Source organism: Bradyrhizobium sp. 23AC, assembly GCF_054863025.1.
Map to the genome: position 1 here is coordinate 87,730 of NZ_JAVAYN010000017.1, position 12,060 is coordinate 99,789.

General features: G+C 64.9%; 13 protein-coding genes. 5 read left to right on the plus strand and 8 right to left on the minus strand.

Annotated features, from left to right (window positions below; all coding sequences use genetic code 11):
- Positions 1-138: 138 nt before the first annotated feature.
- Positions 139-2,349 (minus strand): phosphoribosylformylglycinamidine synthase subunit PurL, encoded by a 2,211-nt coding sequence (purL, locus tag RAD10_RS30695; RefSeq protein WP_461620425.1) that lies wholly within the window; start codon positions 2,347-2,349, stop codon positions 139-141.
- A gap of 184 nt (positions 2,350-2,533) precedes the next feature.
- Here purL and RAD10_RS30700 point away from each other — a divergent pair, with 184 nt between their 5' ends.
- Positions 2,534-3,013: a PaaI family thioesterase gene (locus tag RAD10_RS30700; protein ID WP_461620426.1), complete on the plus strand. Its 480-nt coding sequence runs from the start codon at positions 2,534-2,536 to the stop codon at positions 3,011-3,013.
- A 75-nt stretch (positions 3,014-3,088) separates the two neighbouring features.
- Entirely contained in the window at positions 3,089-4,054 is a 966-nt protein-coding gene (locus tag RAD10_RS30705) for a DMT family transporter (protein ID WP_461620427.1), read from the plus strand.
- Positions 4,055-4,063: 9 nt separating this feature from the next.
- On the opposite strand, the gene RAD10_RS30710 is transcribed toward RAD10_RS30705, so the two are convergent.
- Together RAD10_RS30710 and purQ are read right to left on the minus strand one after the other, a co-directional pair.
- Entirely contained in the window at positions 4,064-5,035 is a 972-nt protein-coding gene (locus RAD10_RS30710) for a tripartite tricarboxylate transporter substrate binding protein BugD (RefSeq protein ID WP_461620428.1), read from the minus strand.
- Complete coding sequence (purQ, locus tag RAD10_RS30715; protein WP_461620429.1) at positions 5,032-5,733, minus strand: phosphoribosylformylglycinamidine synthase subunit PurQ; 702 nt, start codon at positions 5,731-5,733, stop codon at positions 5,032-5,034. Before purQ ends, RAD10_RS30710 begins: the two co-directional genes overlap by 4 nt.
- Positions 5,734-5,900: 167 nt before the next feature.
- Here purQ and RAD10_RS30720 point away from each other — a divergent pair, with 167 nt between their 5' ends.
- On the plus strand, positions 5,901-6,917 hold the full coding sequence (locus RAD10_RS30720; protein WP_461620430.1) for a magnesium and cobalt transport protein CorA: 1,017 nt from the start codon (positions 5,901-5,903) through the stop codon (positions 6,915-6,917).
- Positions 6,918-7,051: 134 nt separating this feature from the next.
- Here the strand turns inward: RAD10_RS30720 and purS are convergent, their stop codons facing one another.
- Positions 7,052-7,294 (minus strand): phosphoribosylformylglycinamidine synthase subunit PurS, encoded by a 243-nt coding sequence (gene purS, locus RAD10_RS30725; RefSeq protein ID WP_179734149.1) that lies wholly within the window; start codon positions 7,292-7,294, stop codon positions 7,052-7,054.
- Positions 7,295-7,307: 13 nt separating this feature from the next.
- On the minus strand, positions 7,308-8,075 hold the full coding sequence (gene purC, locus RAD10_RS30730) for a phosphoribosylaminoimidazolesuccinocarboxamide synthase (RefSeq protein WP_173015815.1): 768 nt from the start codon (positions 8,073-8,075) through the stop codon (positions 7,308-7,310).
- 324 nt (positions 8,076-8,399) lie between these two features.
- Here purC and RAD10_RS30735 point away from each other — a divergent pair, with 324 nt between their 5' ends.
- The gene (locus RAD10_RS30735; RefSeq protein WP_461620431.1) at positions 8,400-8,723 is read left to right on the plus strand and encodes a DUF1476 domain-containing protein; all 324 of its coding nucleotides are present in this window, start codon (positions 8,400-8,402) and stop codon (positions 8,721-8,723) included.
- Between the two features lie 5 nt (positions 8,724-8,728).
- On the opposite strand, the gene RAD10_RS30740 is transcribed toward RAD10_RS30735, so the two are convergent.
- On the minus strand, positions 8,729-9,703 hold the full coding sequence (locus RAD10_RS30740; protein ID WP_461620432.1) for a LysR family transcriptional regulator: 975 nt from the start codon (positions 9,701-9,703) through the stop codon (positions 8,729-8,731).
- A gap of 113 nt (positions 9,704-9,816) precedes the next feature.
- Between RAD10_RS30740 and RAD10_RS30745 the strand changes: the two genes are divergently transcribed.
- Complete coding sequence (locus RAD10_RS30745; RefSeq protein WP_461620433.1) at positions 9,817-10,644, plus strand: isocitrate lyase/PEP mutase family protein; 828 nt, start codon at positions 9,817-9,819, stop codon at positions 10,642-10,644.
- On the opposite strand, the gene cynS is transcribed toward RAD10_RS30745, so the two are convergent.
- Entirely contained in the window at positions 10,631-11,119 is a 489-nt protein-coding gene (cynS, locus tag RAD10_RS30750; RefSeq protein WP_461620434.1) for a cyanase, read from the minus strand. The genes RAD10_RS30745 and cynS overlap by 14 nt on opposite strands.
- A 14-nt stretch (positions 11,120-11,133) precedes the next feature.
- Positions 11,134-12,057: an ABC transporter ATP-binding protein gene (locus RAD10_RS30755; RefSeq protein WP_461620435.1), complete on the minus strand. Its 924-nt coding sequence runs from the start codon at positions 12,055-12,057 to the stop codon at positions 11,134-11,136.
- Between the last annotated feature and the right edge of the window lie 3 nt (positions 12,058-12,060).

A 12,060-nucleotide genomic window follows, 5' to 3' on the forward strand; every position in this document is an offset into this window, starting at 1 on the left:
TATCGTCGTTGCGAGCGCAGCGAAGCAATCCATCTCACCGCAGGCAGCAGTGTGGATTGCGTCGTCGCGGAGCCTGTCATCGGGCCCGCCAAAGGCGGGACCCCGGTGGCTCCTCGCAATGACGGAGAGATGGCGTCGCTACGCCGCCTTCCCACCCATATATTCCGGCAGCCAGCGCTCGAACGACTTACGGAGCGCATCGATCGTAACAGGCGCCTCGCCCGCGATCGCGATCGCATTGCCGCCGGTGGTGCCGATCCGCACGCAGGGCACTTCGCAGCCGCGCATCTTGGCAAGCACGCGGCCGGCTTCGGTTTCCGGTACGGTGACGAGATAGCGCGCCTGGTCCTCGCCGAACCAATAGGCCTGCGAGATCAGTGAAGTCGGCGCCGCCAGCAGCTTGGCCCCGATGCCGCTCGCCATCGCCATCTCGGCGAGTGCGATCAGGAGGCCACCGTCGGAGAGATCGTGCACGGCGGTCGCGGTACCGCCATGGATCATGCCGCGCACGCAATCGCCATTGCGCTTCTCGGCGGCGAGATCGACCGGCGGAGGCGCGCCCTCCTCGCGACCGCAGATGTCGCGCAAGTAAACGGACTGGCCGAGCCAGCCGTGGGTCTCGCCCACCAGGAGGATCGCCTCGCCCTCGGCCTTGAAGGCGAGCGAGGCTGATTTGGTAAAATCGTCGAGCAGGCCGACGCCGCCGATCGAAGGCGTGGGGAGGATCGCGCGGCCATTGGTCTCGTTGTAGAGCGAGACGTTGCCGGAGACGACCGGGAAGTCGAGCGTGCGGCAGGCTTCCGAGATGCCCTTCAGGCAGCCGACGAACTGGCCCATGATCTCGGGCCGCTCAGGATTGCCGAAGTTGAGATTGTCGGTGATCGCGAGCGGCTTGCCACCGACCGCGGTGATGTTGCGCCAGGCTTCCGCCACCGCCTGCATGCCGCCTTGATACGGATCGGCCTCGCAATAGCGCGGCGTGACGTCGACGGTGAGCGCAAGTCCCTTCGGCCCGTCCTCGACGCGCACCACGGCGGCATCGCCGCCGGGACGCTGCATGGTGTTGCCGAGGATGACGTGATCGTACTGCTCCCAGACCCAGCGCTTGGAGCACATGTCGGGCGTGCCGATCAGCTTCTCCAGCGCGGGCCCGAGGCCCATCGGCGCCGGCACATCGCGCGCATGCACGACCGGCAACGCGGCGGAGGGGACATGCGGACGGTCGTAGAGCGGCGCCTCGTCGCCGAGCTCCTTGATCGGCAGGTCGGCCATGACGTCGCCGCCATGCTTGACGACGAAGCGCTTGCTCGGCGTGGTGTAGCCGACCACGGCGAAGTCGAGGCCCCACTTCTTGAAGATCGCCTCGGCTTCCTTTTCCTTCTCGGGCTTGAGCACCATGAGCATGCGCTCCTGGCTTTCCGAGAGCATCATCTCGTAGGCGCTCATCCCGGTCTCGCGGGTCGGCACCGCATCGAGATCGAGATCGACACCGAGGTCGCCCTTGGCGCCCATCTCGACCGCCGAGCAGGTCAGGCCCGCCGCGCCCATGTCCTGGATCGCGATGACGCAGCCCTTTTCCATGATCTCGAGGCAGGCCTCCAGCAGCAGCTTCTCGGCGAAGGGATCGCCGACCTGCACGGTCGGGCGCTTCTCCTCGGACTTGTCATCGAACTCGGCCGAGGCCATCGAGGCGCCGTGGATGCCGTCGCGCCCCGTCTTGGAGCCGAGATAGACGATCGGCATGTTCACGCCGGACGCCGCCGCATAGAAGATCTTGTCGGCATGGGCGAGGCCGACAGCCATCGCGTTGACGAGGATGTTGCCGTCATAGCGGGTGTGGAAGCGCACCTGGCCGCCCACGGTCGGCACGCCGAAGGAATTGCCGTAGCCGCCGACACCGGCAACGACGCCGGAGACGAGATGCCGGGTCCTGGCATGCTCGGGCGCACCGAAGCTCAGCGCATTGAGGCAGGCGATGGGGCGCGCGCCCATCGTGAACACGTCACGCAAAATGCCGCCGACGCCGGTGGTCGCACCCTGATAGGGCTCGATGTAGCTCGGGTGGTTGTGGCTCTCCATCTTGAAGACCACGGCCTGGCCGTCGCCGATGTCGATCACGCCGGCATTCTCGCCGGGCCCCTGGATCACCCAGGGCGCCTTGGTGGGCAGGCCCTTGAGATGAATACGCGAGGATTTGTACGAGCAGTGCTCGTTCCACATCGCCGAGAAGATGCCGAGCTCGGTGAAGGTCGGCTCCCGCCCGATCAGCTTCAGGATGCGCTCGTATTCGTCGGGCTTGAGCCCGTGGGCGGCAACCAGTTCGGGGGTGATCTTGGGTTCGTTCTTCATGGATTCCAGGCTTTCGGCGGCGGTTTGGCCGTTCTTAGGAACATCGAGGGCTTCCGGAAAGCCCTTTGTGGCGCATTTTCCCGCTGTCCCACGTTTTGCAGGCGGGGACGGCGGGAACAGGAATTGCACGGCGCGGACGGATCGGATTTAAGGGCTAAAGACCCGCAATTGAAGGCCCATTTCCTTGCACGAATTGACCAAAGCGCCCCCGCCCCGCCGCCCCGACCTCCACGTCGCCACCGAGGGCGAATTTGTGGGCTGGCGGACCTGGATTCGCGACAGTTTTGAGTCCCATGTCGGCCCCTTCTGGCACCGGATCGAGGCGGACGGCAACGTCCGCAGCGCCTTCCGGGTCGAGAAAAAGCACCTCAACGGGTCCGGGAACGTCCACGGCGGCTGCTACATGGCCTTTGCCGACTACTCCCTGTTTGCGATCGCCACCCATGTCCTGGACAGCCGGGCGGTGACGACCAACTTCGCCTGCGAATTCCTCGACGCGGCACGCGAGGGCGAGCTGATCGAATGCACCGGCGAGGTCACCCGCGCCGGCGGCTCGCTGATCTTCCTGCGCGGCAAGATGATGTCCGGGACGCGGGTGCTGCTCACCTTTTCCGGCACGATCAAGCGGATAAAGCGGAAGGCGCTACCTCAGCCAAACGCATAGCTCGGCGCCTTCCCTTTTCGCGCCCTCTCGCCCAGACTTGCGGCAAGCGCGTTCGCGCCGGGGAGCAGGAACAAGGTGCCGCAGAGCACATCGGAAGCGAGTCGCGCGACGGCGGCCGCATCGTCACCGCTGCCGTCCATGGCCGCTACCGGCGCGCGCAACTGGCGCGACTATGCGCTGCTGTTCGCACTCGCCTGCTGCTGGAGCTCGACCTATCCGCTGGCCAAGCTGGCGCTTCCCACCATCCCGCCCATCACCTTCATCTCGGCACGCTCGCTGATTGCGGCTGCCTTCCTGTTCGCGATCCTGTGGATGCGCGGCATCAGGGTCCCAACCGACGCGAAGGCGTGGAAGCTGTTCGCGACCCAGCAATTGATCAACTCGACCTTTCCGTTCCTGATCATCACCTGGTCGCAGCAATATGTGCCGGCGTCGAACACGGTGGTGCTGGCCTCGACCACGCCGATCTTCGCGTTCCTGATCACCTCGCTGATCACCCGGCATGAGCCGGCAACGCTGCTCAAGCTCGCGGGCGCGATTTTGGGACTCGCCGGCACGATTCTCATCGTGGGCCTCGACGCGCTACGCGGCTTCGGTAGCGAGATCGTGGCGGAGATCGCAATCCTGCTCGCCACCATCTCCTTTGCCTGCGCCACGATCTTCGGCCTCAGGCTGTCCGAATACGACCCGATGGTGGTGGCGGCCGGCTCGCTATTGTTCGGCGGTCTCATCCTGCTGCCGCCCTCGCTGATCATCGACCAGCCCTGGACGCTCCAGCCGACGCCGACGGCGATCATCGCCACCATCGTCATGGGCATCGTCTCCAGCGCGCTGGGCCTGATGCTGTTCTACGTCTGCCTCGGCCGCCTCGGCACGCTGACGACGAATGCGCAAGGCTATCTGCGCATCCCGATCGGCGTCGGCCTCTCCGTGCTGCTGCTCGGCGAGAGCGTGCCGTCGAACCTGGCGCTCGGCCTGCTGCTGGTGATGGCCGGTGTCGCCGCGATGACGGTGCCGGCGGAGCGGCTGAAGCTGCGGTAGCGCGAGCTACTACTTGGCGTCGTCCGCCAGCATTTTCCGGTACTTTTCCACGTCGCGCGTGACGAGCTGCTGCAGCAGCTCCGGCGTATGTTCGTTGGCATCGGGCGCAACGGTCGAGAGGTCAGCGAAGCGCTTCTTCACCGCGTCGGTCTCGACGGCCGTGCGCGCGGCGGCGTTCAGCTTGGCAATCACGGCCGGCGGCGTGCCCTTCGGCGCGAACAGGCCGTTCCAGCCCTGTGCCTCGAATTCGGGCAGGCCCGCCTCCGCCGAGGTCGGCAGGTCCGGCAGCGTGGCGAGCCGCACGGTCGAGCCGACCACGAGCCCCTTCACCAGCTTCTCGTTGATCGATTGCGAGACCGAGGCGGCGGCGTCGCAGACGCCGTCGATCTGGCTGCCGACGGCATCGGTCAGCGCGGGCGCGGCGCCGCGATAGCCAACCAGCGTCGCGTCGATGCCGGCGGCGGTCACGAAACTCTTGCAGATCAGATAGTTCGACGAGCCGACGCCGGCATGGCCGAGGTTGATCTTGCCGGGATTGGCCTTGGCGTAGGCAATGAACTCTTTCAAATCCTTCGTCGGAAAATCCTTGCGCAGCGCGATGATGCCGAACGTCTTCGCGACCATGGCGATCGGCACGAAAGAGTCCGGCGTGAACGGCAGCTTGGGATAGATCGTATAGGTCGCGGCGTTGGTACCGGCATTGCCGATCGCGATGGTGTAGCCGTCGGGCTCGGCGCGAGAGGCGCGCGCCAGCGCGGTCGAGCCGCCGGCACCGGCGACGTTTTCGATCACGATGGTCTGGCCGAGCGCGATGCCCATCTGCTCAGCCACCGCGCGCGCGATCACGTCCGAGGTGCCGCCGGCCGCGAACGGCACGATCATGGTAACAGGACGCTTGGGATAATCCTGCGCGAACGCGGCCGTCGCGAATGCCAGCGCCGCGATCGCAGCGAGAGCCCGCTTCACCGCGAACGCAATCACGCGGCTTTTTCCAGATGCGCGGTCAGGCCGGCGAACAGGCCGCGACCGTCGGTGCAGCCCATGATGTCTTCGACGTGGTTTTCCGGATGCGGCATCATGCCGAGCACGTTGCCCTTGTCGTTGACGATGCCAGCGATCGAATGCGCCGCGCCGTTGATGTTGCTGTCATCGTCAACCACGCCGTCGGCGGAGCAGTAACGATAGAGCACCCGCCCCTCGCCTTCGAGCCGCTTGATGGTCTCTTCGTCCGCCTCGTAATTGCCTTCGCCATGGGCGACCGGCACGCGGATCACCTGTCCGGCATTGTAGCCGCGGGTGAACGGCGTGTCGGACCGCTCGACGCGCAGATGCACGTCATGGCAAATGAATTTCAGCCGCTCGTTGCGCATCAACACGCCCGGCAACAGGCCAGATTCGCAGAGGATCTGAAAACCGTTGCAGACGCCAAGCACGAGGCCGCCCTTGGCCGCATAGTCCCGCACCGCGTCCATCACCGGCGCGCGTGCCGCGATGGCACCGCAGCGCAAATAGTCGCCGTAGGAGAAGCCGCCCGGCACCACCACGAGATCCGTGCCCGCAGGCAGCGACGGCTCGGCGTGCCAGACCATCGCCGGCTCGCTGCCCGAGATCATCCTCAGCGCACGCGCCATGTCGCGTTCGCGGTTGATTCCGGGAAAGACGAGGATGGCGGCTTTCATGGCAGAGGTTCCGACGGTGATGGGAATCGGGCTGGCCAAAGGGCCAATTCGTAAAGAGACATAGCCATTTGACGGGGATTTTACCAGTGCTAGCCTTGCCGGACGGCCTTGTACACAGGCCATAGCCGAGGCACTTTTGCCCGACGATCTTGCCCGGGATTGAAGCCATGAACGTCCCGTCGCCGCCCACATCCCCCTCCGAGCCCGTGTCCACCGAGGGCGTCGTCGCCGCCGGCGCCTATGTCGACGGCCGCCGCATCGCCAATATCGCCATCAGCGAGGCCTCGAGCTGGCGGGCCAAGCCGGGCCATGTGGTCTGGATCGGCCTGCACGAGCCCGACATGGCGCTGCTCGGCGCGGTGCAGAAGCAATTCGACCTGCACGAGCTCGCGATCGAGGACGCCAACCACGCCCATCAGCGACCGAAGATCGAGCAATATGGCGAAGCCCTGTTCATCGTGGCGCGAACGGCGCAGCTGGTCGAGGGCCGCATCGTCTTCGGCGAGACTCACATCTTCGTCGGCGAAGGGTATCTGGTCTCGGTGCGCCACGGCGCCTCGACGTCCTACAAGCCGGTGCGCGAACGCTGCGAAAGCTGCCCGCGGGCGCTCGCGCGCGGCGAGGATTACATCCTCTATGCGATCCTCGATTTCATCGTCGACAATTACTCGCCCGTGCTCGAGAGCATTCACGAAGAGGTCGAGGAGATCGAGGACTACGTGCTCGCGCACGCGATCACCAAAGCACAGATCGAGCGGCTCTATATGCTGCGCCGTGACCTCTTGCGGCTGCGCAACGCCATCGGGCCCCTGGTGGAGGTCTGCCGCCGTCTCGAGCATGACGAGCTGTCGATGGTGCGGCAAGCCATGCAGCCGCTATTCCGCGACGTCACCGACCACGTCCGCAACATCCAGGAGCGCATCGATTCCATGCGCGAGGTGCTGGCCTTCGCCTTCGAGGCCAGCCTGCTGGTCGGCCAGGCGCAGGAGACGGCGGTATCCAAGAAGCTCGCCTCGTGGCTTGCGATCATCGCGATCCCGACCGCGCTTGCCGGCATCTACGGCATGAACTTCAAGCACATGCCGGAGCTGGACTGGGAGTACGGTTACTTCATGCTGCTCGGCGTGATGCTGACGGCGTGCGGCGCGCTGTACTGGCGGTTTCGCCGCGCCGGGTGGTTGTGAGGAAATTGCTTCGTAGCCCGGATGGAGCCAACGGGTCGGCGCGCCGCCCGATGACAGGCTCCGCGCAATCCGGGACAGTGCCACAGCGAACAGCCCGGATTTCGCTTCGCTCCATCCGGGCTACAAAGGCGGACCTAGCTGAGCAGCTCGACCCGATAATTCTCGATCACGGTATTCGCCAGCAGCTTGTCGGCGGCTTCCTTCAGCGCGGCTTCCGCCTTGGTCTTGTCGGCGCCGGCGAGCTCGATGTCGAACACCTTGCCCTGGCGGACGCTGGCAACGCCGTCGACGCCGAGCGACTTCAGCGCGCCTTCGATGGCCTTGCCTTGCGGATCGAGGATGCCCGTCTTCAAGGTAACGGTGACACGTGCCTTCACGTCGAAAATCCCCTCAGCTCTTCACCAGCACCGGGCCGGAGCCCTGCGGACGCTCGTTCTCCATGAGGATGCCGAGGCGTTTTGCAACTTCAGTATAGGCCTCGAGCAAGCCGCCGAGATCCCTGCGGAAACGGTCCTTGTCGAGCTTCTCGTTCGACTTGATGTCCCACAGACGGCAGCTATCCGGCGAGATCTCGTCGGCGACGATGATGCGCATCATCTCGTTCTCGAACAGGCGTCCGCACTCCATCTTGAAGTCGACGAGGCGGATACCGATGCCGAGGAAGAGGCCGGTCAGGAAGTCGTTGACACGGATGGCGAGCGCCATGATGTCGTCGATCTCCTGCGGCGTCGCCCAGCCGAAGGCCGTGATGTGCTCTTCCGACACCATGGGGTCGTTGAGCTGGTCGTTCTTGTAGTAGAATTCGATGATCGAACGGGGCAGCTGGGTGCCCTCCTCGATGCCGAGGCGCTGCGACAGCGAGCCGGCGGCGACGTTCCGCACCACCACCTCGAGCGGCACGATCTCGACCTCGCGAATCAACTGCTCGCGCATGTTGAGACGGCGAATGAAGTGGGTCGGCACCCCGATGTCGTTGAGGTGCTGAAACAGGTACTCCGAGATCCGGTTGTTGAGGACGCCCTTGCCCTCGATCACCTGATGCTTTTTCGCATTGAACGCGGTCGCGTCGTCCTTGAAGTGCTGGATCAGGGTACCGGGCTCCGGGCCTTCATACAGAACCTTTGCCTTGCCTTCATAAATGCGACGCCGACGGCTCATGGGGATGTACCGTGTTTTGTTGAAATCCATGTATTTGGTGTGCTCCGGTTACTAGGATTTACGACCCACAGCGGAGCTGCCGTGAACGGCCCGGAACCCCGTCTATAACCCTTGGAAACAGAACGGGAACCAAGCCTTCAGGCAACCTATCCGATTGGCTGACCGAGCACAATCGATCCGGCCGTCCGGCACCAACTTATACCGTCTTGCCCTGCGGCTTAACGGCCCGTTGTTTTGCCGATTCGTGCTATCTATGTAGGCATGCAGTCGGGTCGCCGCAACGGAAGGCTCCCGCTCCATTCAGCAGGGGATTTGGAACAAGGCATGAGCGAGTTCGACAAGCGCCAGGAAGGTTTCGAGAAGAAATACGCCCTCGACGAGGAGCAGAAATTCAAGGCGGAGGCCCGCCGCAACCGGCTGCTCGGGCTATGGGCGGCTGAAAAGCTCGGCATGGCAGGCGATGCCGCCACCGCCTATGCCAAGGAGGTGGTCGCGGCCGATTTCGAGGAGGCCGGCGATGCCGACGTCCTGCGCAAGATCACGGCCGATTTCACCGCCAAGAACGTCGCCGTCACCGAGCAGGCGATTCGCGCCAAGATGAGCGAGTTGCTCGCGGTGGCGGCCGCCGAGGTGAAGGCGGGGAAGTAAGCCATTCAGGCAAGACGCCGGCGCGCAACGGCCTTGCGCGCCGGCGTCTTCTTTCTGACATCCTGCGCGGTCGAGACATCCGGCGCACCATAGTCGCTGCGGATCGTCTCCAGGAGGCGCTGAGCGGCCAGGCTCAGGAAGCCGCCGCGGCGCGTCACAAGGACGATGTCCTGATCCGCGGCAAGATCACCCACGGCGATCGTCGCGATCGAGGCCGCGCGCAGTTCCTCAACGACGTGGCTTCTCGCCAGCAGCGCAAGACCAAAGCCGGCCTCCACGAGGCGTTTCTGCGCGGTGAGGCTGTCGACTGCCGTCCATTCGACCTCGCCGAGCCCTTGCGCGAGAAACAGCGCGAACACATGGGCGGCGGCGATCTCGCGGCGTCCGCGCGTTTCCGGGAATGCGATCCAGCGTTCACCACGAAGCTCGGCAAGCCGCCTCACGCGCTTGCCGGCAAGCGGATGTTCGGGCGCACAAACGACCTGCAACGCCTCGGTCAGCACGAGCTCGCAAGCGAGTTCGCCGGCGCGGTCAACGTTGTAGCGCAGACCGATCGTGGCCTCGCCGCGCCGGATGAGATCGCTCACCTCCGCGCTGGTCGCGGTCCGTAAGGCGAGCGCGACGCCCGGATTCTCCTTGGCAAATCGCTTCATGATGCCGGACAGACGGCCGTCGGCCAGCGTCCCGGTCACGGCGAGCGCGATCGGCCCCGAATTATGCTTGGTCAGCGCGCGTATCGCCTGTTCAGCATCCTCCGCCGCAGCGACGGCGCGCTCGGCATAGGGGATCAGCACGCGCCCGGCTTCACTGAGCCGCGTGCGTCCCGCTATGCGCTCGAACAGCGGCACGCCGAGCTCCTGCTCCAGCAATGCAATCCGGCGCGAGATCGCGGGCTGGGAGCGGTGCAGAAACTTTGCGGCATTCGAGATCCCGCCTCTGCGATGAACGGTCAGGAAGGTGTTGAGGGCGTCGCTGTCCATGCCGGACACCTCATGCAAAACACTGATGATGTTCAGAGAAATAACAAATTTGGCGGATGAAGAAAACGGGCCTAAGGCTGCCTCGAACGGACAAGGTGAAGCGGAGGCAAGACATGACGAGCCAGCTGGACAAAGCGAGAGCGTTTCGCGCGCTGCACGAGCGCCCCGGCGCGTTCATCATCCCCAACCCCTGGGATGCCGGCACCGCAAGGCTGCTCGCCGCCCTCGGCTTCGAGGCGCTTGCGACCACGAGCCTCGGCCTTGCCAACATGCAGGGAACGTCGACCGTCAGCCTGGACGCCATCCTCGACAATTGCCGGACGATTGCATCCGCCACCGCTCTGCCGGTCAGCGTCGACCTGGAAAACTGTGGCGCACATGAGCCGAGGCGCGCGGCCGAAGCAATCCGGCGCGCCGCCGAGGCCGGTGCGGTCGGCGGCTCGATCGAGGATTCGACGGGCGACCGCGATCGGCCGATCTACGACTTCTCGCTCGCGGTCGAGCGCGTGCAGGCGGCCGTCGAGGCGGCGCGCTCGCTGTCGTTTCCCTTTACGCTGACGGCGCGGGCGGAAAACCTTCTCCACGGGCGCAACGATCTCGACGACACGATCCGGCGGCTTCAGGCGTTCGAAGCGGCGGGCGCGGATGTCCTCTACGCCCCCGGGGTCCACGACCTTGCCACGATCAGGACGGTCGTCGCCTCGGTCGAAAAACCCTTCAACCTCGTGATGGGTTTTGCCGATCCGACGCTGACGGTCGCGCAATTGTCCGCGGCCGGCGTCAAGCGCATCAGCGTCGGTGGCGCCATGTCGCGATACGCGCTGGCCGCCTTCCTGAAGAGCGCGCGCGAGATGAAGGAGAATGGCTCCTTCACCTATGTTCGCGAGATGGCACCGATCAAGGACCTGCGCGCCGCCTTCGCCGCGGTCACTCCTCCTTGAAGCCGTATTCCGGCACGTTGCCGCTGGCGCCGTAATATTTGTACGGCAGGAATTTGCCGCTCATGGTGATCTTGACGCGGTCGCCCTTCGGGTTGGCAACGCGTTCCATCGCCATGTCGAAGTCGATCGCCGACATGATGCCGTCGCCGAATTCTTCTTCGATCAGCGCCTTCCAGGCCGGGCCGTTTACCATCACCATTTCGTAGAAGCGATAGATCAGGGGATCGGTCGGCGGCATCGGCGTGCCGGTGCCGCGCATCGGCACCTCGTTGAGCATCGCCGTCTCCGCCTTCGACAGGCCGAACAGCTCGGCGGCGTTAGCAGCCTGCGGCTTCGTCAGCTTCATCTGGCCGAGAATGGCGCCGACGATAAGGACCTCGGAATAGCCGCCGATCTTGTCGCAGATGTGCTTCCAGCTCCAGCCCTTCTCGCGCTTGATGTCGAGCAGCTTCTCGGTGAGGTCTTCGCGTTTCATGTCAGGTCTCCGTTTCAGGCAGTCAGTCCGGGATTGGTCCCGGGAATCCAGGTCTGGCGTTGCTCGTCACCACTGGACGCGATCGTCAGTCCGGGCTTGCCGATATGCACCAGCGGCACATTACGCGGATCGTGACCGGGTGTCTCGGCGGTAAACGTCTTGCTGCGCGTCACCAGGAAATCGATGATGTGGTTGCGCAGCGCGTAATAGAGCGGATGGCGGTGCAGATCGGTACGGCCGCGGTCCCTCGGCAGTGGATTTTCGACGACCTCCGCGAGCACCGCGCCGGGCCCGTTGGTCATCAGGAAGATCTTGTCGGCGAGATAAATCGCCTCGTCGACGTCATGGCTGATCATGAACGCGGTCTGCCCGGTCTCGAGGCAAATGCGCCGCACCTCGTCCTGCAGCGTGCCGCGCGTCAGCGCGTCCAGCGCCGAGAACGGCTCGTCCATCAGCATGATCTTCGGCGTGATCGAGAGCGCACGTGCGATGCCGACGCGCTGCTTCATGCCGCCCGACAGTTCCGAGGGCCGCTTGTGCTCGGAGCCGGTCAGGCCGACGAGATCGATGAAGGTCTGCGCGTGCGCCTTCACCTTGGCGCGGTCCCAGCTGCGCCATTTCGAACTCACGGCATAGGTGACGTTGCCGAGTACGGTGCGCCAAGGCAACAGCGCGTGGCTCTGGAAGATCACGGCGCGGTCGAGGCTGGTGCCCGAAATCGCCTGCCCGTCGACGATGACGGCGCCCTCGCTCGGCGCATCGAGGCCAGCGAGGATGTTGAGCACCGTGGTCTTTCCGCAGCCGGAATGCCCGATCACGCAGGCAAACTCGCCGCGCGCCATCGACAGCCACAGGTTCTCGAACACGGTGGTCGTGGCGCCGCCGGCGCCCGGATAGCGCTTCGCGATGGCTTCGATGGAGATGAATTTGTCGGTCACCGC

Coding starts and splice junctions, on each gene's coding strand:
- purL (WP_461620425.1), bottom strand. CDS start 2,349: ATGAAGAACGAACCCAAGATCACCCCCGAACTGGTTGCCGCCCACGGG.
- purQ (WP_461620429.1), bottom strand. CDS start 5,733: ATGAAAGCCGCCATCCTCGTCTTTCCCGGAATCAACCGCGAACGCGAC.
- RAD10_RS30720 (WP_461620430.1), top strand. CDS start 5,901: ATGAACGTCCCGTCGCCGCCCACATCCCCCTCCGAGCCCGTGTCCACC.
- purC (WP_173015815.1), bottom strand. CDS start 8,075: ATGAGCCGTCGGCGTCGCATTTATGAAGGCAAGGCAAAGGTTCTGTAT.
- RAD10_RS30735 (WP_461620431.1), top strand. CDS start 8,400: ATGAGCGAGTTCGACAAGCGCCAGGAAGGTTTCGAGAAGAAATACGCC.
- RAD10_RS30740 (WP_461620432.1), bottom strand. CDS start 9,703: ATGGACAGCGACGCCCTCAACACCTTCCTGACCGTTCATCGCAGAGGC.
- RAD10_RS30745 (WP_461620433.1), top strand. CDS start 9,817: ATGACGAGCCAGCTGGACAAAGCGAGAGCGTTTCGCGCGCTGCACGAG.
- cynS (WP_461620434.1), bottom strand. CDS start 11,119: ATGAAACGCGAAGACCTCACCGAGAAGCTGCTCGACATCAAGCGCGAG.